Here is a 20,165-nt window from a genome sequence, read left to right on the forward strand (position 1 = left end):
TGCGGGTAACCGGGATAACCTGGCGGTGATCCTGTGCTTGTTGTTCAGACTGATCTTCCCCGCGGAGCCTGACTCGCGTCGGTTGCCTTTTCTATTTTGTCATCGTGGTTATTTATCTTCACACCACGTTGATATTCGGCCGATTAGGTCGCATGCTCGGCTTTGTGACGCCGCTCTGTCGATATTCCGCCTCCCTCGATCCAAACTGGCGCTGGGACTTATTCGACCTCAAACGATCCGCAAAATCCGCTTGCGCAACGGGCTGCTAGCACGCAGCGAGAAGCATGACAACGAAACAACCAAAGACTATACTGTGACTTACGACAATCGGCGTCCCGCGCGTTAGGCTGACAGCCTTGCAGCCTACAGCGTGATACGTTGACCATTCTAAAACCAAGTTAGGCCGCTAGAATTGAGTTTTCGCTATTACTGCCTGGGAGATCATTTATGCCGTCTGACAAACTGGCAAAAGGGCTAACTGGTGTAGCAGGAGAATATTTTGTGGCAGCGGAACTGTCACGTCGCGGTTACGTTGCCTCAATTACTCTGCGTAACACAAGAGGTATTGATATCCTTGCTTCAAATGCTAGCGCTGCAAAGCAAATTGCAATCCAGGTAAAGACACATCAGGGAGCTAAACCCGAGTGGGTACTGAACAAAAAGGCCGAGAGTTTCTATTCTGACAGCCTGTTCTATGTATTCGTGAATCTGAAGGGTTCTGGCGAGCGGCCAGATTTCTACATTGTTCCCAGCAAGGTGGTAGCTGATTTTGTTAGGACTGATCATCAAAATTGGTTAGGGATGCCGGGAAAATCAGGTCAGCCGCATAAAGATAATCCTGTACGGAAATTTCGTGTCCAGAAGGACAATTCCTGGAACGGTGGGATTTACTCGGCCTGTGAGATTGGAAGGCGGCCTAACAGCCCGTTCCAAAACCGTTTCGCAGCCTACCAGCCCGTTGCACAAGCCGGTTTTGGGGATCGTTTGAGGTCGAATAAGGTCCGGCGGTAGTTTGGACCGCGCAAGGCGGAATATCGACAAACCGGCGTCACAAAGCCGAGCATGCGGCCCAATCGGCCGAATAGCGACGTGGTGTGAAGATAAACAGTCACAATGACAAAATAGAAAAGACAGACGACGCGAGTCAGGCTCCGCGGCGAGGCAAGGCCGAACAGCAAGCGCAGGATCACCGCCAGGTTGTAGCCCATCACCCGCACCAGGTACCATTTCCTGACTTCCGTCAGGCCCCGCAGCCATACCCGACGACTACCGCCGGTATCGCAGACGTGCGCGAACGTCCGCTCGCAGACCTCCGAGCGCTTCCGCTGAAGCCGTTTCCCGCGGGCTCCCAGGCAACGTCGACGGTTCGCGCGATACGCTGCTTCGTGCTCGCTCGGCTTGTCCGTCCAACGACGCTTGTGCCGAAGACGTTTTTCCGGAATGTATGTCCTCCAACCACCGGCGTGCTGCAGCCGCGAAAGCGTTTCCGCCTTGTGATATCCCTTGTCCGCGACCACCTCTTCGGCCGGCGCCATGTTCGCCTTGATCGCGACCTTGTCGGCTGTCGCCAACGTCTCTTCGATGCTCGCCGTGTCGGGCGTGTCGGCCGTGTACACCTCCGCCGCCAGGATCATCCCCGATCCAAGTTCGACCGCGTGCTCCGCCTTGTAGGCCATGTGGGTGCGGCCGTCTTTCAGCTTGGCGATCCTCGCGTCCGGATCGACCGGCGATTCCCAGTCCCGGTTCGAAAGCCTCTTGTCTTGCCGCTGTCGGTCGAAACGACGCAGCTCGTCGTCGGTCGGTTCGTCTGCCTCGGGGTTCTCTTCCATGTAGATCTTGCGGACAAACTCCTTCCAGCTTTCTCCTTCCTCTTTATGTTGCAGCGACTTCAAGGCCGCATTGCCTTCCAGGAAGGTCGCGTCGACGCCCAAGGTCTTGCCGCGCAACAGGCCTTCTTTGCGGGCGATCTCGACGACCATGGCGAACAGCTCGAAAAAGACCTCCAGCGGCAGGCGTTGCCGCGTGCGGCTGAGCGTGCTGTGGCACGGCGTCGGTTCCGTGATCTCGCAGCCCAAAAAGATTCTGGCCGAGAGGCTGTCGGCACAGCGGGCGGCGATCCCGCGTTGCGAGCCGATACCTTCCAGAAAACCGAACAGAAGCATCCGGATCACCACGCCGATCGGTGTCGAGGGGCGGCCGGTTTGGGCATAGTACGGGGCACACAGTGCTTCCGCCCGTCGATCGAAGTCGTGTTTCGCCAGAAGCGCGTTCAGCTTGCGATAAAACGCGGCACCCGGCGGTTCGGGGATCTCATCCCGGCGGATAAACAGCGTCGGCTGCCCGGCGCAATTCCGGCTTGGACGGCCCAAACTGCCGCCGGACCTTATTCGACCTCAAACGATCCGCAAAACCCGCTTGTGCAACGGGCTGCGAAATCGGGCCGATGCGGTAGAATTGGAGTTGGAAGCCATTTTACCCACGGAGAACTGGCGCGATGAAAGCGAACGGCAAACGGACGCAACGCCGGCCGATTGAGCGGGAGTATCTGGCGACACTGAACGAGGTCGTGTCGATTGATACCTGGCGAGCCATCTGCAAGCGGGCGGTCGATGATGCGTTGGCGGGCGACGCAAAGGCGCGCGACTGGCTGGCAAAGTGGCTGCTGGGGATGGAAACACGGCAGTTGACCGTGTTGGCGGCAGAAGAAGTCGAGACGGGGCCTACGGAAGCGGCTGACCGCGAAATCGCGGCTCGGCGGCAGGAAATTGAGGCCGAACGGCAACAAGCCGAGCAAGATCGGTTGTTACTTCAATCGTTCTGTCGGTAGGCCGAGAGTTACACAAAACCCAATTGATTTTGGCAAAAATTAGGCGGGGTTAGGGGGGCATGGGAAGTGGAAACTGGTATCGGTTCGACAAGAAATTGACGGTCGAAGAATCGCTGGCGCTTGCGATACGTGATTTTCGCGGCCGAATCTATCCCCATTCATCGGGTACGATTACCTGGACTTGGAGCGGGGGCAACAAGAGTTCCATCGGCTATGTCGTGACCTGGGGCGACACGCCGACTATCACGCTGCAATACCGCTGGCGAGATAGTGAAAACGTGCGGATTCCCATTCACCTGCAAACCACGCCGGCGCAATTCGGTGGCAAGCGGTGGTGGTTTACCTGCCCGTTGATCGTGGGCGGCCTTGCCTGCAACCGGCGATGTGCCAAGCTGTATCTTCCGCCTGGAGCAAAATACTTCGGCTGTCGAAAGTGCCATGACCTGACTTATCGAAGTTGCCAAGAGGCCCATCGAGAAGAACGGTTGTTCGCAACCATCGGCCGTACGAAGGACCGGCCTGACTGGCTGAAAAGCCGGCAACGGTAGAACAGGGTTTTCGGGACGGCGCTGCTGGGTGGCCACCCGGCACGCCAAGCGGCCTGGGCCGGCGCGGGGAGTTTCTCTTTTGCCTTTCGCCCCGCCCGGCTCAAGCCGGCCCGGACAACGAAAGGCAAAAGCATGGCAGACTCATTCTTTCCGGCTGATCTGTTGAAACGTGCCGGCCACGTATTTTCTTTGGTTGACGAACTCGGCCGGGCATTCGCTAAGGAAGGGCAATATCGGCCGACGTACTGCGATCCTGCGAGTTCGGAACGGTGTGTGCCCACGTTCACCGAAGGGGGCCAAAATTCTGGCGACACTCTTAACTGCAGTGTCCCCACGCCTTCTTGCGCGCGAAATCTGGTTGCTTGGAGCCCCCATTTCAAGGGGGCCGACAGCCCGTGACACCATTTGGTAAATTCCGGGCTGGGCGTGCTAGCTGGACGCAGCGAACCCGCGAACGCCGCACGCGGTGCCCGCCCCGTTTTTTGCTTGCGGCGTCTCTAACCACGGAGGAGGCAGCAGCCGTGACTATTGTTTGTCCCGCCTATTTGTTTCTTGACATCGGCAGCAAGTGTGTGGCCTTGCACTACGTGTCTAAGTTAAACGCGCAGGAGTTGGAACTGCTGGACAAGCACATGCAACACGAAGTTGACGCCGCTTGGCAGTCTTACGCACAGACGCATTGGAGTCAGTGCCACGATGACTTCGGGAATTACGAAGGGGATGGGCCTTATGAACCACCGCCCCGATGGCGGTTTCGGTTTCGGACCTTAGCCGAGCTTCAACAAGACCCGGAAACGTTGTTGCGCATTCAGAGTCAATTGCAAGACCTGCACCGGCTGGTCTGTGCTGACTGTTGGGTTGTGCCCCTTGACGAGCTCCACCGCGTTACACGTCACCTGCCCTATGAGCTTGATGCTGTCTACCGCGACTTGTATTTGGAGTGCGAACGAACTCAGAAACGTATTCTGAAGATGCGCGCCCAGCTAACGCAGGCGGAGTTGCCGGTTCCCTCGCCGGGGTTCGCACCTGGTCCTACCGACTGTGCCCCTTCCTCGTCGATGCAGGTTGCCGCCCTGTCCCAGCGAGGAGGGCAGACGCAACCCCCTGAAGGGCAGTCGCAGTGTGACGGCATCGAAGCAGCGGACGCGGCAAAGACGCTTGGGGGGCTGCCGGCTCCCCCCGAGGCTCAGACTGAATCCGAGATCGCCGAACCCGCTCCCGAGTTGACCGAACGCGGCGAGGATCAGCAATCACCCAAACCCACGCGGCACTACAAACAAGCCTGGCTAGCCGCGGCTTTGGAGATTGTGAAAGACGACCCGTTTATAGCGGATGCCGAAGTTGCCCGGCGGGTCAAAGTCAGCCCAAGCACAATCTGCCGGAACGAGACGTATCAGGCGTTCAAGCTGGCAGCACAGAAAGCGGCACGCCAACCGAGCAGAAAGCCGCGAGGGTTTGTAGCTATCGACGACGAAGGCCGGCGGCAAGTGGAGGGCATTGACAAAAGCAATTCCGGCGAAGGGGTGGAATTCTGAGCAATTGCGTTTCTGCAACGCAATCATTTGAGCAAATTTACATTTTTTCTAAGCCCTTATTTTCTCGGGCCTTACGTGTTTCTTGGTCACACGCAAGGCAATCGCAACGCAATTCTAGGCGGGCTGACCGTGGACTTACGGGGCGTGTTCCACTTCCGGAACCCGAAAGGAGGTCCCGATGCAAGAGTCCCGGTCACTGTTGACGGTCAAGGACGTTGCCACAGCGTTGGCTGTAAGCCCACGGACGGTTTGGCGTTGGGTATCTGCGGGGCGGCTGCCGCAGCCCATCCGCCTTGCGCCGCGGACAGTCCGTTGGCGGCGGCAGGATATTGAAGCCGCGCTCCATGGCAAGGAGGTCGAACGCCATGTCCGCAATCGCTAACGCTCCGATTGACAAAGTGCTGGCGGCTTTAGAAACGGCTGGATGCAAACCACGGGTGGCCAGCAAGGGCTGGCAGGCATTTTGCCCGTCCCACGAATGCGATGGCCAGCGGCACACGCCCAGCCTATCGATCGGCCTGGGTGATGACGGCCGTGTACTGCTTTACTGCCATGGGAACACACGATGTAGCCCTGAACGTATCGTGGCGGCCCTCGGGCTGGAGATGACCGACTTAATGCCGTCGCACGACGGCTCCTCAAAGGCCGCTGCGGGCCGCACCGCGCGAACGGGCAGCAAACCGAAGGGCCAGACCTACTCGAGCGCCGACGAGGCCCTCAAGGCCCTACGCAAGCGGCACAAGCAAGAATCGGCCAAATGGGACTATTGGGAGTATTACGACGCCGAAGGCAACCCGTGCGGCCTGGTGGTTCGTTGGGACAAGCCCGACGGCACCAAGGAAATCCGGCCGATTGCCAAGTACGCCGACGGCTGGCGCATTGCGGCCATGCCCGAACCGCGGCCGTTGTACGGCTTGCCTGAACTGCTAACGACCGACGGCCCTGTCGTGGTGGTCGAGGGCGAGAAAACGGCCGAGGCAGCCCGACAATGCGGACTGACGGCCGTGACATCGAGTGGCGGCAGCAAGGCCGCGAAGAAAACCGACTGGTCGCCCCTGGCCGGTCGGGACGTGATTATCCTTCCCGACCACGATGACGCGGGGGAACGCTATGCCGACGACGTGGCCGAGTCGGCCTACAAGGCCGGTGCGGTTCGCGTGCGTATCGTGCGGCTGGCGAAATACGCCCCGAGGCTGCCTACCCGCGGCGACCTGGCCGACGTGCTGGAGTCGCCCGACTGGTGCGGGTTGCCCCTTGCGGAATCGGTCACCCGGGAAGACGTGGGCCGGTGGATACTTGCGACGGCGGAGAACGAACCTGCGGTTCCTGCGCCGGACGATCCGGCGACATCGGATATTCCGGCGTGGGAGCCGTATCCCACGGAGGCCCTACCCGAGCCGTTCCGGCGGTTTGTGGAAGAAACCAGGAAGGCGATCGGGTGCGACGCCTGCTATGTCGCCATGCCCCTGTTAACGGCTGCCGGGGCGGCAATCGGGACGACACGTTGTCTGCACCCCAAAGACAATTGGAAAGTGTTCCCGATTCTCTGGACGGCGTTGGTGGGCGAAAGCGGGAGCCAGAAAACGCCGGCGTTGAAAGCGGCGATACAGTTTGCTCAGTCGAAGGAACGCGACCTGGCGGCCCAAAACGAAGCCGACCGGGAACGGTACGAAGCGGAGCAAGCGGAGTACGAGAAAGCCGCAAGCGAGTGGAGACGGAGCAAAGACGGTACATCGCAACCGCAAAAGCCCCGTCCCCCCGTGTCACGGCGTGCGCTGGTCCAAGACATCACCGTCGAAGGCCTGGCCGCAATCCTGCGGGACAACCCCCGCGGCGTACTCTTGGCTTGCGACGAGTTGGCCGGCTGGCTGACCGGCTTCGACCGCTACGCCCAAACCCGCGGCAAAGACGTGACGGCCTGGTTGTCGATGCACACCGCGTATCCGATCACCGTGGACCGCAAGACGAGCGGCACGATTTACGTTCAGTCGGCGGCGGTGTCGGTAACCGGCGGCATTCAACCGGCCGTGCTGCAACGGGTATTGAGTGCCGGCCACCGTGAAAACGGACTGTTGGCGCGTCTCTTGCTGGTAATGCCCCCGCGTCGCTGTAAACGTTGGACCGAGGAAGACACGTCCCCGGAAACCGTTTCGGCGGTGGCGCAGGTTTTTGAGCGTCTGTGCTCCCTGGAGCATGGCTACGACAAAGACGGCAACCCGGTGCCGCTAAAGCTGAAATGGACCCCGGACGCAAAACTGCGCTACACCAAGTTTTACAACCAACACGCGGAAGAACAGAACGAAGTCGAAGGGGAATTGGCGGCGGCGTTCTCGAAGCTCGAGGAATTGCCTTTGCGGCTGGCTACCATCTTCCACATGGTCCGGTACGCGGCCGGCGAAGACGTGGACCCGGACATCGTGGACGCCGACAGTATGCAACGCGCGATTGCCTTGACGGAGTGGCACAAGCGCGAAACCAAGCGGGTATACGCCTTGCTGTTGGGCGAAACGGCGGACAAGGAAACCCGGCGGCTTATCGAGTGGATCGAAAAGCAAGGCGGCGAGGTCACGAGCCGTGACCTGACCCGCAACCTGCGACGCTACAACAAGAAAACCGCTGAGGCCGAAGCCGCGCTGCAATCCCTAGTCGAGAACGGTTTCGGCGTGTGGAAAGACACTTCCTTTGACCAAAAGAGGGGTAGGCCGACGCGCGTTTTCTGCCTTGGTGACAAGCGCCGACGCCGACGAAATTCCCATAAAACCGGTGATTCTTTGATTTTCGTCGGCGTCGGCAGTAACAACAATGCCGACAAAACCCCGGAACCCCATCCAGTGAGGGAGGCAACACCGAAACCCACACCCCCCACAAGCGTGAACTGTTCCGATGAACCTGAAAGCGGGGTTATCGCCGGCAATCCCGATCCCGAGGTTGTTAACTGGCTGCTCGATGAAGCGTTTCTGGAGGACGACGGAGGGGCAGACTTGTGATTCACGAAGCAACCGCAACACCCAGCCCGGTTGATGCCCTGGCAAAACGGTTGTGGCAGGTGGGCGTTCGCCGGATCGAACCCCGACCGGGCGGCAAGATTCGGTTGTGGCCAGCGACGGTCCTCACGCCCGACTTGGTCGAAGACATATTACGGCTGAAGCGCCAGCTGCGCCGCAGATGCCAACCGCCCCCTGGCTGGCCAAAGCAAATTTCGTTGCCGCAGTGGTGGTGCGAGTTGGCCCCGTTTTTCGAGATTCGGGAGGCCCGGCGGCATTGGTGCGAACACTGCCGCTTTGTGGTGGCCGTTTGCTGGGACAGCCCGTCTGGGCTCCGCTGGTGTTGCCCAAGGTGTGGCCGGTCCTGCCAAGAGCCACCGGCCTAGGACTTCGAGCACGACCGGCCCCCCAATGGGCGCTGTCGGATGCACGGCGGGCTATCGACCGGACCGAAAACCGCCGACGGGCACGGCCCGAGGCTGGCCTACAGCGGTCGAAGCGTGACGCCGGAAGCAGGCTTCGCACGTCCAGATTCAACCCCCAGAAACCTGTTCGGACTAGCCTTTCCAGAAACGTAGTTGACGGTACGGCAATTATGCCTATGATACCGGCCATGAGTAAGCGACTTCCCTTGTCCGACCAGATACGCCAAGCCGTCAAGCAAAGCGGTCTGTCACAGTACGCCCTTTGCAAACTCACAGGAATCGACAAGGCGGCCATGAGCCGGTTTGTAAATGGCGACCGGGGGTTATCCCTCGCCACCCTGGACAGACTGGCTGATGTGCTTGGTCTTGAAGTGGTGGCCCAACCGGCGAAGCGGAAGGGCACGCGGCCGAAGAAAGGGGGCTAGCCCATGGCTCGGGTCTTTCGCAAAAAACGTGTCCGCTACGTGGCTGACGGACGGCGGGTGACAGCGGCCGAGGCCAAGCGGCTCGAAGCCCAAGGCCGGGTGGTGGAAAAGCGAACTGAGAAAAGCCGCAAGTGGTATATCCGCTATCGGCTGCCGGATGGCCGGGTGCGGGAAGTGTGCGGCTATACCGACAAAATGGCAACCCAAGCCCTGGCCGTTCAGCTACAACGCAACGCAGCCCGTGAGGCAGCGGGACTAAGCCGACCGGCGGATACGTACTTGGCCGATCCGGTGACAAAACACTTAGCCGATTACCAAGCAGCCCTTGAGGCCCGAGGCCGAACGGCCAAGCATATCCGGGGGACCTTGCAACGGATTCGGGCTGTATTATCCAAAAGCGGTGTCCGGCGACTGGGCGATGTGACCTCGGCCCGGGTGGTCGATGCCCTGCTTGCGCTTCGCCAAGAGGGCTTGGCAACTGAAACAGTCAACCACTACCTCACGGCAATCAAGATGTTTTGCCGCTGGTTGTGGCGGCAAGGGCGACTGACCGAAGACCCTCTGGCCGGCCTGTCGAAGTGGAACGCGGATGCCGACCGGAGGGTGATTCGGCGGGCGCTACGAGCTGATGAACTGGGGCAATTGATTCGCACGGCCGAGGCTTCCACCTGGACATTCCGAGGTTTGGACGGCCACGCCCGGGCGGCATTGTATGTGATGGCGGCCTATTCAGGCTTGCGCGTAAGCGAACTGAAGCATCTAACCGCAGCAGACCTGAACCTGACTGGCGACCCGCCCACGTTGGCTGTGAGGGCGGCCTATGCGAAGAACCGAAAGCAAGACGTGCTGCCCCTGCCCGGCGACGCAGCCGAGTATTTGGCCGCTTGGCTTGCCTCAAGGCCGATTCGGCCGGTGGGGACTGTCCGGTTGTGGCCGGGTTCGTGGTGGCAGAAGGCTGCACAGATGCTCAAGACCGACCTTAAAGCCGCAGGGATCGCCTCCGAGGTAAGCGGACAGGTGCTGGATTTCCACGCTCTGCGGGCGACGTATGCCACGCTGCTGGCAAGGCAGGGGATCAATCTGCAAACAGCCCAAGCCCTCTTGAGGCACAGCGACCCGAAGCTGACGGCCCGGACCTACACAAAGCTGGGCATAACCGACCTCGGGCAGGCAGTGGCGGGCTTGGCGTTACCGCAATTGACCGAGGGGACCAAGGCGAAGGGGGCGGAGACGTGAGGAGCCGAGAATTTTGGGTCCCTCAATGGGTCCCCTCGAATTTGACTTTTTATGACCTTTGTTGGCACTGCCCGTCGTTATTCAGACGGGCCGGAAAAAAACTGTGGCAGCCGTACCTGCTTGCTATGGCACGACTTGGCACAAGCTGTCACAAACTGTCATAAAAGGCGCCGCCCGGATTCGAACCGGGGATGGCGGATTTGCAATCCGCTGCCTTAGCCACTTGGCTACGGCGCCGACCGTTGCAGGGCTAGCGCCCACGCAAGATGCCCCCATTATGGGAAACCTTGCGTCTGATTGCAACGGGGGAAGCAACCGCGAAGTTGGGCTCGGTACGCAACCATTCATCGGCTCAACCAAGTGCCGGTCGCAACGATTTTTCGGGCCTGCGCGGCAAAATCACCCGTATTGGGGGTGCAGAGTTGGGGTGGACGATCGGCCGTATGGGATGGATGCAATCAAGCGCCGAATCCCCAGCCGTAGATGAGGACCGCCGCACCGGCGGCAGCCAGCAGGATGGCGGGCAGCCGGGCCGCATGACGTGGCGCATCTCCCAGGCGGCTTTCCCGCACGGCGAACAAGCAGCCGATCGCGATCAGAACGAGTCCCGCGATCGAGACGACGGTCATCGGCAACATGGCGGCGGGCTTGGCCAGGTCGCCGGCCGTAATGGCCAATGCCGAATTCTTGCCGCCCGGCTCGCGAAGCGCCATCGGCAGGTACACTCCCCACGAAGTAAACTTTGCCAGTCCTTTCGACATGTGTCCGGCCGCGACGACCAGGGCCATCGGCAGCGCCAATCGCCGCCATGCGTCCAAAAGGTTTTCGGCGCCCCGCAAGAGCCACACGATTCCGCCGAGGACTGTCCACACAACGGCCGGCACAACGAACAGCATCCACACGCCTTTGATCCAGCCTTCCGAAACGAGGCCCGAGAGTGCTTCGGCGACCTGGTGCGGAATCCACAGATAATACGCCTGGGCCGCCTTCCATTCGCTGAACAGCTCGTAGGTGACGAACCCCGAAACGAGCATGACGAACAAGGTGACCGGCCACGAGGCGATCTCGCGACGGCGATCTTCGGCTGCGAACAGCGGTCGCAAGTACAGCCCCATGTTGTCGTGCGGGCAGGCCTTCATACATTGGCCGCAATACAGACAGTCGTAGCTGTCGGCCAGTTTTTCAGGGTTGAGCAAACTCGGGCAACTTCGGCCGTCGGGCTTGGTGCGAAGTTCGACCGCATGGCAGTTCTTGCCTTCGCAAGCGTCGCAAGTGTCACGGCGTTTCGAGCGGACGGCCAGCATTCCGCCCCGCCCGTACACCGCCAACAACAGGCCGACCGGGCAGAATCCGCGGCAAAACGCGCGATCTTTCCACAAGATTCCCGTCAGTGCCGCGGCGGCCAACAAGATGAACAAGAATATCGACGTGTAATGCGGGATCCGATGAAGCTGGGCGCCGGCGATGCACAATTGAATGGCCGCATAGGCCAAAAAGATCAACACTCCGCTGTGAAGGGCGCGACGGAGGACCATTTGCGGCCAGCCGACGGCGCGGGCGAGACGCTCGGTCCCATTCGAGACCAGTTCCAGAGGACACACGGCACACCAAACGCGGCCGAAGAGAACGGCCGCCCACACCATCGCCGGCCACCACATGCCCCAAATCACGAGATTGACGATGTTCGTCTTGGCAAACTGTTTCGTCTCGACGCCTTCGGGCGGAAAACGATTCCAACCGTACAAGGCGAATGCTACGAACAAGCCCAACAGCACAAGCTGAAACAGGTAGGGGAACCACTTCGCCGTGAACAGTTTTTTGACAACACCTAGTTGCAACAGGTCGATGCCTCGGCGCGGGGCGATGTGGTTCGCTGCCATTTCGTTCAATCCTCGTGCATGCGGTCCTTGTCTTTGAGGACTTCATCGACGAGTTCTCGAAGTTTGGCGCGGGCGCTCTTGAGGACACGTTTGCCCTTGGGCGTGATGCGATATTCTTTGCGTCGTTTACCGGCGACCACGTTGTCGTTCGAGACCAGGATGCCGTCCTCTTCCAACTGATGCAGGATGGGGTAGAGCGTGCCCGGGCCCATCTTGTACCCGTGGCGTCGCAACTCCTCCATCATCGCCGTACCCCAAATCGGCTCCTTGGCCGCGTGGTACAGGATGTGGAGCCGCACAAATCCCCCGAAAAAATGGCGAAGCAACTCGCGACTCATGGTATCGAAATCCGATATCGATGTTCGATAGAATAATTCTGGACCGGTAGGTCGTCAATAGGATTAACGACCTTTCGGCTGCGTTTCAGCCGGGCAAAGACCAATTCTCGCCGACGGGCCGCAACGGGGAAAGACGCGCCCTTTGGGAAAAACGCCGCAGTGCGGGGCCGAGCAACACACCGGGCGGGCGTTCGGCGAGCGAGGATTCGCCGGCGACTTCTGCCACGTAACCTTGGGCCGGAACCGGCACCCCGCCCCCCATCGGCTCGTCCGGCCCGAAACAACATGCGGTCCCGGCGCATGGAAAGCACCGGGACCGATCTTATCGGCCGTCGCCGCGGAACGGCCGGACCAAGTTTCTACGAAGCAAACGGTCACGGGCCGTGCCGAGCGAGACGCGATCAACCCTGCCCTTCGGCATTCCAGCCGTACGTGTGATACGCGAAATGCGACTCGCCGTCCGAAGTCAGGTCGAAGAGGCCGAAGCCCTCGGGAAAGCCCTTGTGGGCGCCCTTCCACCAGCGTCCCGACACGGCTGCGTTGCAGACGTACTTCACGCCGCGATAGAGGACCTCGTCCAGCATGTGGATGTGTCCCGAGACGGCCAGGCGCACGTTGTGCTCGGCGAATAGCGAGGCCAGCGTCTGCGCGCCCGTGCACATCGTCGACGCCGAGATCTTGAATGCGCCGTCGTTGACCGCGTTGGGCAAGACGGTGACCGTGAGGAAGGGGATGTGACTGACGACGACGGCGGGCGTGTCGGCGGGCTTGTCGCTCAGATCCCGGCGCAACCAGGCCAGTTGCTCCTCGTCGAGTCCGCCTCGGTAGAGGCCCGACTCGGTCGGTTGCACGCTGTCCAGCACATAAAACCGCCATCCCCCGTGATCGAAGGCGTAATACGGCCGTTCGATCTCCAATTTTTCGCAATACATCTTTTTACCGAAGCCCGCCGTTTCCTCCGTCACGCCGTGCTTGCGCCCCCAACCGAAGACGTCATGATTGCCCATGCAGTGCCGGACGGGGATGTCGGTGTTGTCGGCCAGCACCTTCTTCAAGAGATCGAACAACATGGAGGATCGCTCGGCCGACTGCTCCAAGGCGTCCATGATGAGATCGCCGCCGGTGAGGATGAAGTCGGGCTTGGGGTCCAGCTTGTTGACCGCCTGAAGGCATGCCGCCAGTCCCTCGGCCGCCCGCAATTCCGGCTGCACATGAATATCCGTCAGGTGGACGAACCGAAAACCGGCGGGAGCCGCCGTCGCCGCGGCCTTCGCCGTAGCGGATCGTCCCCACACACACCCGCCCAGCGCGGCCAAGGCCCCCGCCAACACGTTGCGCCGTGGAATGCGGTTCATCACTGCTGATTCCTCCTCATTCTTGGACATTGGTGGCACGCCCCGGTATCACAATCGCGCAACCGGACACAAGGCGATGGAAAGGCAATACCTGCGATCACCTCGGCGAAAATTCTAGACACGGTACGGGACGGTTTCCACGGTCGTCGTCGGAATTAACCGTTTTCCAACAAACACGCGGGCGCCGCACCGTGGTGCCGCGCCCGACGGGATCGCATCGAAAACAGACCGGCAACCGGTCCTACACTTCTTGCGGCACGACGTACGGTTCGCGGTAGTCGCGGGTAAGGAGCTTGTCGGCCTCGGGGGCGTCGATGAAGCGTTCCTCGGCCGGGTTGAACCGCAGGCGTTTACCCAGCGTGCAGGTGAGCTTGTTCAGGTCGACGCCCAAGGCACCGGCGAGATTCTCTTCGAGATACTTCCAGCTCGCGGCCGCAAGATCGTTTTCGGCGAACGCTTCGGCTGCTTCGGCGAATGACGCCTCGCCGCCGGTGCGGTACGAAATGTTCCCCAAGTGGCACAACGCCGCCGAATAGTGTGCCGTTTCGATCTCGGCATTGAGATCCTTCGGATTGCGGCTGCGGACGGCCGCCATGAAGTTGCGGAAATGGTCGCTCTCGGGGCCCATCTCGACCTCGACGTCCAGCGATTCGCCTTCGTCCGATCCGTGCGGGAAGAACTTTCCGCCGCGAATGACGCCCTCGGTCGTATAGAACTCGTTGGTCACCTTGGCGTCGAATTTTCGGTTGCCGTTCCACGATTTGCCGACCAGCCCGCACACCTCGAACAACAGGATGACATCGCCGAAGCCCATCATCGTGATCTGCATGTTCGGGGTTTCGCCCTGATCTTTCCAGTTGTGGTCCGGTTCGTCGACGTAACGACCTCCGGCGCTGACGACCCAGTCGGGGAGCGTCTTGCCGATCGCCCAGCGGGCTATGTCCATCTGGTGAACGCCTTGATTGCCGATTTCGCCGTTGCCGGTCGGCCAGAACCAATGCCAGTTGTAGTGCACGAGATTTTCGTGATAGGGCAGTTCGGGGGCCGGGCCGAGCCAAATATCGTAGTCGAGTTCCGGCGGCGGATCCTTGACTTCTTTGTACCCGATCGACCAGCGGGGCTTGCTGGCATAGCCTTTCGAGACCAGCAGCTTTCCGTACTTGCCGCTGCGGGCGGCGGCCGTCATCACGGCCCAACTGCGGCTCGAGCGGCTTTGGGTGCCGTGGGCGACGATGCGACCGTACTTGCGTGCGGCTTCGACACACTTGCGTCCTTCGAACGGATTGTGGCTGCACGGCTTTTCGACGTACACGTCTTTGCCCGCCTGGCAGGCCCAAATCGTGATCAGCGAATGCCAATGATTGCACGTGGCCACCGAGACCGCATCGAGGTCGTCGTCTTCGAGCGCCTTGCGGATGTCCTGCACGCAGGTGGGGGTATTGCCGCCGAGTTCTTCGATCTTCTTCGCGCGGCTTGGGAATAGGCGGCTGTCGGGATCGATCAGGTATGTGACACGGACGTTCTCCATTTGTGCAAATGCGGCCATGTGCGCCTGACCGCGACCGTTGATACCGGCCACGCCGACGTTGATCGTCTCGTTCGCGCCGAAGATACTGCCGTGCGCCGAATGGGCGAACAGGGGAACCGCGACCCCGGCGGCCAGTCCGCCGGCGGCCGTACCGAGGAAACGACGGCGGGAATAACGCGTCATGGTAGGACCCTCCACGAGGTAACTGACGAAGCGGGACGAAGTCGGATGTGTCGTCGCTGCACGAATTCCGAACAACGACCGCCGGTCATTGAACCATCGCGCGCCGCGGAAGTCCAGAAAAAACGTTTCTTGCAGCAAAGAGCGGCGAGAAATCAAGGCGGGCTGAATCCCCGGCCGCCTTGCGATACACTGGTACGAAATCGCGTCGGGGGCGGGCCTCGACGACCGAACGCGAACGAACACGCGAAGGGGCACAAGCATGAACACCACGCGGCGGGGTTGGCTGATCGTTCTGGCGATTCTGCTCTGTATGCCGGGATGCCGGGACGATTCGGCGAATACGGTCGTCGTCTACACGGCGCTCGATCAACCGTTTTCGGAGCCGATCCTCAAGGAATTCGAACACCGTACGGGCACACGCGTTGCGGCCAAGTACGACGTCGAAGCAACGAAGACGGTCGGGCTGGCCGAGGCCATCCGCGCCGAGCGGCAACGTCCCCGTTGCGACGTGTTTTGGAACAACGAAATCCTCAACACGCTGCGACTCGATCGCGAAGGGCTGCTGCGTCCGTTCTATCCGTCGCAAGCCGAGCATTTTCCTGAGGCGTTTCGCTCATCGCAGGGAACCTGGTACGGGTTCGCCGCCCGCGCACGCGTGTTGATCGTCAACAAAGGTGTCGCCGAAGACGAAGCCCCGACTTCGATTTTCGACCTGGCCGATCCGAAGTGGAAAGGGCAAACGGCGATCGCCAAACCGCTTTTCGGCACGACCGCCACGCATGCCGCGTGCCTGTTTGCGCATCTCGGCGACGACGAAGCCCGCGGATTCTTCCGGCGGCTGAAGGAAAACGACGTGCTCGTTCTCGAAGGGAACAAGCAGGTGGCGCAGGCGGTTTCGACCGGCGAGATCGCCTTCGGTTTGACCGACACCGACGACGCCATCGTTCAGATCGAGCGGGGCAGTCCGGTGTGGATCGTCTATCCCGATCAAGGCCCCGATCAAATCGGCACGTTGTTCATTCCGAACACGATCGCGATCGTCGAGGGATGTCCGCATCCCGAAGCGGCCGAGCAACTGGCCGACTATCTGCTGTCGAAAGAAGTGGAAACCCGTTTGGCGGGCGGTCCGAGTGCGCAAATTCCCTTGCACGACGAATGCGATGTTCACGTGCGGGTCAAGACGCCGCGCGAAATCAAAGCCATGCCGATCGACTTCGAGCAAGCCGTCGAACATTGGGACACCGCAGCCGAGTTTCTCCGCAAGGAGTTCCTGCAATGAACGGAGTCGCACCGCGAGGGCGGCTGTTTTTCAGGGCCGTATCGCACATCGGAATCGTTTGTTGGATCGCCCTGGTTTGGACCGCGTGTGCGCAGGCCCTGGCACCCGAGAACGTGTTGCTGGTCGTCAATCCCGAATGTCGCGATTCGTTGACGATCGCCAACCATTATCGGTCGTTACGGCAAATTCCGCCCGAAAACGTCTTGTACGTGCCGTTCGACCCCACCGTGAACATCACCGATGTCGATACGTTTCGCGAGCGCATTTTGAAGCCCGTTTTGGCCGAGGTCCGCGACCGCGCCGAAAAGGCAAGGATCGATTGCGTCGTCTATTCCGCCGGCTTTCCCTGGGGAATCGACGTGAACCGTGACGTGGCGCGCTACTTGAAAGAGCAAGAAGCCGAAGGCTCCGACGATTCGAGCGACAAACCGAGATGGCCGAAGACGCTGACCATGCGGGGATCGCTCAACGGGCTCACCTACCTGGCCGAGGGCGTGATGAATCGGATGCCGCAATACTACATGAGCCTGCGGGCGAACCAGTACATGCGGCGGGCGATTCCCGAGCAAGCGGGGCATCCCACCCTGCCCTTTCGCAGCGATCTGCAATTCGGCGCGCACGGCGAGTTGCTCTCTTCGGGCGGATTGAAATATTTGGCGTCGATGGTCTTGGGCGTCGTCGACGATGAGAATACTCGCGGCAATACGGTCGATGAGATTCTCGCCTATCTGCGGCGTTCCGCGGCGGCCGACGGTACACATCCGCCGGGCACCATCTATTTCGTGAAGAACGACGACGTCCGCTCGCGCACGCGACACGATACCTATCCCGAAGTCGCGGCGCAGCTCGAGAAGTTGGGGGTTCACGCCGAGATCGTCGTCGGCAAAATGCCCGACAATCGTCCCGATTGCGCGGGCGTGATGATGGGAACCGCGTTTTTCGAGTGGGAAGATTCCGGTTCGACGATCCTTCCCGGGGCGATCTGTGAGCATTTGACCAGCCTGGGAGGTGTGATGGCCAAACCCGCGTTTCAAACGCCTCTTTCGGAGTTTCTGCGCCACGGTGCCGCCGCTTCGTCGGGAACGGTCGTCGAGCCGTATGCAATCCAGGCCAAGTTTCCCTTTCCGACGTTGCATGTGCATTACGCTCGTGGATGCACCGCCGTCGAGGCCTTCTATCAGTCGGTGTTCGGACCGTATCAATTGTTGATCGTGGGCGATCCGCTTTGTCGTCCTTGGGCCGAGATCCCCGAGCCTGCGTGTGAAAACCTCGACACGGCAAAACCTTGGTCGGGTACGGTCGTGCTGCGACCGACGATCGCGGAGCCGATCTCGACCCCGGTCGCCCGCTTCGATGCGTACCTCGACACCCGTCATGTCGGAAGTTGTGCACCCGGCGGCGAAATCGACTTCGACACCGCTCAATTTGCCGATGGTTACCATCGCTTGCGGATCACCGGCACGCTGGACAACGTCGCTGCAAGTTGCGGTTCTCGGGTGTGGGAAGTGCGCCTCGCCAATCACGACATGGTTCTCGAACAGGAGGTGACGCCTACGGTCCGCGTGCGAGAAGACGAGACGATCACTTTCCGCCTGCGCTGCCCCGGGGCTTTCGCCCTAGTCGTGCGATCGGATACTCGCGTGGTCGGGCGTTGCCTGGGTGAAGAAGGCACGATCGACGTTGCCGCATCGAAGCTCGGATCGGGACCGGTGCGCTTGCAGCCGGTGGCCCTGGGGCGACCGCCGCAAGAATTCGTGTTCGGCAAGCCTGTCTTCTTCGACGTGATTTCCTCGCAAGGCGATGAAGAGTCTCGTGAAACGAACATGTCGCGGGGCGGGATTCTGCCGAACGGCAATTCGGGTTGGGAATCGCTCGAGCGACTGTTGGAAATCGTGCCCCGCCAGATACCGGTCGGATTGGGCAACCGATCGCGGGTGCGCTGAATCGAAAGGCCATTGCGGTTCCACGGACCCTTGGCAAAAATGGGTAAAGAATCGCGGTCACCAGCCTGCGCAGATGCCGGCCGATAGTGATCCCGCCCTGGTACGCCGGTCGTTGCGTATCCTCTCGCCTCGTGCGACCGGCAAATCGTCCCCCCGATCGAAGTTGCTTCACGAGGTTTTCCATGTCTTCTGTACGTCTTGCCCTGTGCGGTCTGTTGGCGACCGCCTCGTTTTCTTTCGGAAAGTCCCTTTCTGCCGTCGAAGTGGAAATTCCCGATGCGTTTGTGCATCCGGGCATTCTCCACAGCCGCGAAGAACTCGAATTCGTCCAGGCCAAGGTGAAGGCCGGAGAACAACCTTGGAAGGATGCCTGGGACGAGCTGCGCAGTCACGATTTTTCGCAACTCGATTGGCAGCCTCGACCGCGGGCCGATATCGTTCGCGGGCCGAGCAATCGTCCTGATATCGGCGGTACGAACCTGATTCGGGATGGTGCTTCCGCGTATTCCCACGCCATCCAGTGGTACGTGACCGGCAACAAGGCACATGCCGAAAAGGCGATCGAGATCCTCGACGCGTACGCGAAAACGGTCCGCTCGATCGGCGGCCACGACGCGAAGTTGCTGGTGGGCATGGTAGGCATCACGTATACGAACGCGGCCGAGATCCTTCGCCATACGCCCTCGGGTTGGCCGGAAGAAAGCAGGCGACGTTTCGAGCGATTCTTACGCGAGCAGTTTTACGCCGTCATCGAAGATTTCTATCCTTCGGCCAACGGCAACTGGGACGCCTCGATGATCCAGACGATGATGGCGATGGGCGTGTTTTTGGATGATCGGGCGATGTTCAAGAGAGCGGTCGATTACTACCTCAACGGCGTCGGAAACGGAGCCGTCCGCAACTACATCAACGAGTTCGGCGAGTGTCAAGAATCCGGCCGCGACCAGGCACATACCCAGATGGGCTTGGGATACCTGGGCTGCGCCGCCGGAATCGCCTGGAAGCAGGGCATCGACCTGTATGGGGCCTACGACAACCGCCTGGCCAAAGGCTTCGAATACACCGCGAAATACAACCTCGGCCATGATGTGCCCTACGTACCTTACCGCAGTTACGAGGGGCGCTACTTCTATCGTTCGATTTCGGATAAAGCTCGCGGCCGTTTTTCGAGTATTTACGAGCGAGTTTATCACCATTATCACGATCGCGCCGGCCTGGAAATGCCGTTCACGCGGCAGGTCGTCGCCCAGATTCGGCCCGAGCCGTGGAGCGGGGCGCATGCCTCGTGGGGCACGTTGATGCACGCATCGGGTCCGTTGGACGAAAAGTAGGGTTTTCAACCGCCGCTTGCGGCAATCAACCGGCCACGGCGGCCGCGGCGCCCCCCAAGAATTGCTTTCGCGGTTCTTGTCGCTCGAAGAGAGACTTCGGGTTCCTCCTGAAACGGGTTTTGTCGCGATTGCGACTCGACGCCCATCGAATTCCGGCGCGATCCGGGGTTCCCGTTCGTTCGACTCTGCCCCCCTCCAGACGGAAGCAACCTGTCCTTTGGAGTGGGTGTTTGTGCCCGTTTCGCGGTTGTGTCGTTTCGGTGCCGGACGATAATAGAATATTGGCGGTCTGCGATGTCCGAGGGCGTTTTCGGCACGGCACGTCGAAGAAAGTGCCGTCGGCAACCG

General features: G+C 60.5%; 16 protein-coding genes, 1 tRNA gene and 1 pseudogene. 12 read left to right on the forward strand and 6 right to left on the reverse strand.

What is annotated here, in order from left to right; genetic code table 11:
- Nucleotides 1–447 precede the first annotated feature (447 nt).
- Entirely contained in the window at nucleotides 448–1,011 is a 564-nt protein-coding gene (locus ACYQ2I_RS17550) for a hypothetical protein (protein ID WP_460168334.1), read from the forward strand.
- Here the strand turns inward: ACYQ2I_RS17550 and ACYQ2I_RS17555 are convergent.
- Nucleotides 948–2,369 carry a transposase gene (locus tag ACYQ2I_RS17555; protein ID WP_460168335.1) on the reverse strand — a complete coding sequence of 474 codons (1,422 nt, stop codon included), beginning with the start codon at nucleotides 2,367–2,369 and terminating at the stop codon, nucleotides 948–950. The genes ACYQ2I_RS17550 and ACYQ2I_RS17555 overlap by 64 nt on opposite strands.
- Before the next feature lie 125 nt (nucleotides 2,370–2,494).
- On the opposite strand from ACYQ2I_RS17555, the gene ACYQ2I_RS17560 reads away from it, so the two are divergent.
- The 8 genes and pseudogenes from ACYQ2I_RS17560 (at nucleotide 2,495) to ACYQ2I_RS17595 (ending at nucleotide 9,980) form a co-directional block, all read left to right on the forward strand.
- Nucleotides 2,495–2,827, forward strand: coding sequence for a hypothetical protein (locus ACYQ2I_RS17560; RefSeq protein WP_460168336.1), 333 nt, complete (start codon nucleotides 2,495–2,497; stop codon nucleotides 2,825–2,827).
- Nucleotides 2,828–2,886: 59 nt separating this feature from the next.
- Nucleotides 2,887–3,375 (forward strand): hypothetical protein, encoded by a 489-nt coding sequence (locus tag ACYQ2I_RS17565; RefSeq protein ID WP_460168337.1) that lies wholly within the window; start codon nucleotides 2,887–2,889, stop codon nucleotides 3,373–3,375.
- A gap of 521 nt (nucleotides 3,376–3,896) precedes the next feature.
- Complete coding sequence (locus ACYQ2I_RS17570) at nucleotides 3,897–4,910, forward strand: hypothetical protein (RefSeq protein WP_460168338.1); 1,014 nt, start codon at nucleotides 3,897–3,899, stop codon at nucleotides 4,908–4,910.
- A 178-nt stretch (nucleotides 4,911–5,088) separates the two neighbouring features.
- Nucleotides 5,089–5,292 carry a helix-turn-helix transcriptional regulator gene (locus ACYQ2I_RS17575; RefSeq protein ID WP_460168339.1) on the forward strand — a complete coding sequence of 68 codons (204 nt, stop codon included), beginning with the start codon at nucleotides 5,089–5,091 and terminating at the stop codon, nucleotides 5,290–5,292.
- Entirely contained in the window at nucleotides 5,276–7,897 is a 2,622-nt protein-coding gene (locus tag ACYQ2I_RS17580) for a YfjI family protein (RefSeq protein WP_460168340.1), read from the forward strand. The genes ACYQ2I_RS17575 and ACYQ2I_RS17580 overlap by 17 nt, the downstream gene beginning before the upstream one ends.
- A gap of 407 nt (nucleotides 7,898–8,304) precedes the next feature.
- Nucleotides 8,305–8,472, forward strand: a pseudogene (locus ACYQ2I_RS17585) (HGGxSTG domain-containing protein); the annotation flags it as partial.
- Between the two features lie 35 nt (nucleotides 8,473–8,507).
- Nucleotides 8,508–8,744, forward strand: coding sequence for a helix-turn-helix domain-containing protein (locus ACYQ2I_RS17590; RefSeq protein WP_460168341.1), 237 nt, complete (start codon nucleotides 8,508–8,510; stop codon nucleotides 8,742–8,744).
- A 3-nt stretch (nucleotides 8,745–8,747) separates the two neighbouring features.
- On the forward strand, nucleotides 8,748–9,980 hold the full coding sequence (locus tag ACYQ2I_RS17595; RefSeq protein WP_460168342.1) for a tyrosine-type recombinase/integrase: 1,233 nt from the start codon (nucleotides 8,748–8,750) through the stop codon (nucleotides 9,978–9,980).
- Nucleotides 9,981–10,145: 165 nt separating this feature from the next.
- Here the strand turns inward: ACYQ2I_RS17595 and ACYQ2I_RS17600 are convergent.
- The 5 genes from ACYQ2I_RS17600 to ACYQ2I_RS17620 all read right to left on the reverse strand — a co-directional run bounded on the left by ACYQ2I_RS17600 (nucleotide 10,146) and on the right by ACYQ2I_RS17620 (nucleotide 15,264).
- Nucleotides 10,146–10,217 (reverse strand) — tRNA-Cys (locus ACYQ2I_RS17600).
- Nucleotides 10,218–10,438: 221 nt separating this feature from the next.
- Entirely contained in the window at nucleotides 10,439–11,860 is a 1,422-nt protein-coding gene (locus ACYQ2I_RS17605; RefSeq protein ID WP_460168343.1) for a 4Fe-4S binding protein, read from the reverse strand.
- Between the two features lie 5 nt (nucleotides 11,861–11,865).
- A complete protein-coding gene (locus ACYQ2I_RS17610) occupies nucleotides 11,866–12,198 on the reverse strand; it encodes a PadR family transcriptional regulator (protein WP_460168344.1) in 333 nt (110 codons plus the stop codon).
- A 401-nt stretch (nucleotides 12,199–12,599) separates the two neighbouring features.
- On the reverse strand, nucleotides 12,600–13,553 hold the full coding sequence (locus ACYQ2I_RS17615; RefSeq protein WP_460168345.1) for a metallophosphoesterase family protein: 954 nt from the start codon (nucleotides 13,551–13,553) through the stop codon (nucleotides 12,600–12,602).
- Between the two features lie 241 nt (nucleotides 13,554–13,794).
- Complete coding sequence (locus ACYQ2I_RS17620) at nucleotides 13,795–15,264, reverse strand: Gfo/Idh/MocA family protein (RefSeq protein WP_460168346.1); 1,470 nt, start codon at nucleotides 15,262–15,264, stop codon at nucleotides 13,795–13,797.
- Nucleotides 15,265–15,523: 259 nt separating this feature from the next.
- Between ACYQ2I_RS17620 and ACYQ2I_RS17625 the strand changes: the two genes are divergently transcribed.
- The 3 genes from ACYQ2I_RS17625 to ACYQ2I_RS17635 all read left to right on the forward strand — a co-directional run bounded on the left by ACYQ2I_RS17625 (nucleotide 15,524) and on the right by ACYQ2I_RS17635 (nucleotide 19,817).
- Nucleotides 15,524–16,543 (forward strand): extracellular solute-binding protein, encoded by a 1,020-nt coding sequence (locus tag ACYQ2I_RS17625; RefSeq protein ID WP_460168347.1) that lies wholly within the window; start codon nucleotides 15,524–15,526, stop codon nucleotides 16,541–16,543.
- A complete protein-coding gene (locus tag ACYQ2I_RS17630; RefSeq protein WP_460168348.1) occupies nucleotides 16,540–18,486 on the forward strand; it encodes a hypothetical protein in 1,947 nt (648 codons plus the stop codon). Before ACYQ2I_RS17625 ends, ACYQ2I_RS17630 begins: the two co-directional genes overlap by 4 nt.
- Before the next feature lie 182 nt (nucleotides 18,487–18,668).
- Nucleotides 18,669–19,817 carry an alginate lyase family protein gene (locus ACYQ2I_RS17635; protein WP_460168349.1) on the forward strand — a complete coding sequence of 383 codons (1,149 nt, stop codon included), beginning with the start codon at nucleotides 18,669–18,671 and terminating at the stop codon, nucleotides 19,815–19,817.
- The last annotated feature ends 348 nt before the right edge of the window (nucleotides 19,818–20,165 follow it).

It is taken from the genome of Thermostilla marina (assembly GCF_054657455.1).

Coding starts and splice junctions, on each gene's coding strand:
- ACYQ2I_RS17565 (WP_460168337.1), top strand. CDS start 2,887: ATGGGAAGTGGAAACTGGTATCGGTTCGACAAGAAATTGACGGTCGAA.
- ACYQ2I_RS17575 (WP_460168339.1), top strand. CDS start 5,089: ATGCAAGAGTCCCGGTCACTGTTGACGGTCAAGGACGTTGCCACAGCG.
- ACYQ2I_RS17595 (WP_460168342.1), top strand. CDS start 8,748: ATGGCTCGGGTCTTTCGCAAAAAACGTGTCCGCTACGTGGCTGACGGA.
- ACYQ2I_RS17625 (WP_460168347.1), top strand. CDS start 15,524: ATGAACACCACGCGGCGGGGTTGGCTGATCGTTCTGGCGATTCTGCTC.
- ACYQ2I_RS17630 (WP_460168348.1), top strand. CDS start 16,540: ATGAACGGAGTCGCACCGCGAGGGCGGCTGTTTTTCAGGGCCGTATCG.
- ACYQ2I_RS17620 (WP_460168346.1), bottom strand. CDS start 15,264: ATGACGCGTTATTCCCGCCGTCGTTTCCTCGGTACGGCCGCCGGCGGA.
- ACYQ2I_RS17560 (WP_460168336.1), top strand. CDS start 2,495: ATGAAAGCGAACGGCAAACGGACGCAACGCCGGCCGATTGAGCGGGAG.
- ACYQ2I_RS17605 (WP_460168343.1), bottom strand. CDS start 11,860: ATGGCAGCGAACCACATCGCCCCGCGCCGAGGCATCGACCTGTTGCAA.
- ACYQ2I_RS17580 (WP_460168340.1), top strand. CDS start 5,276: ATGTCCGCAATCGCTAACGCTCCGATTGACAAAGTGCTGGCGGCTTTA.
- ACYQ2I_RS17635 (WP_460168349.1), top strand. CDS start 18,669: ATGTCTTCTGTACGTCTTGCCCTGTGCGGTCTGTTGGCGACCGCCTCG.
- ACYQ2I_RS17590 (WP_460168341.1), top strand. CDS start 8,508: ATGAGTAAGCGACTTCCCTTGTCCGACCAGATACGCCAAGCCGTCAAG.
- ACYQ2I_RS17615 (WP_460168345.1), bottom strand. CDS start 13,553: ATGAACCGCATTCCACGGCGCAACGTGTTGGCGGGGGCCTTGGCCGCG.
- ACYQ2I_RS17550 (WP_460168334.1), top strand. CDS start 448: ATGCCGTCTGACAAACTGGCAAAAGGGCTAACTGGTGTAGCAGGAGAA.
- ACYQ2I_RS17610 (WP_460168344.1), bottom strand. CDS start 12,198: ATGAGTCGCGAGTTGCTTCGCCATTTTTTCGGGGGATTTGTGCGGCTC.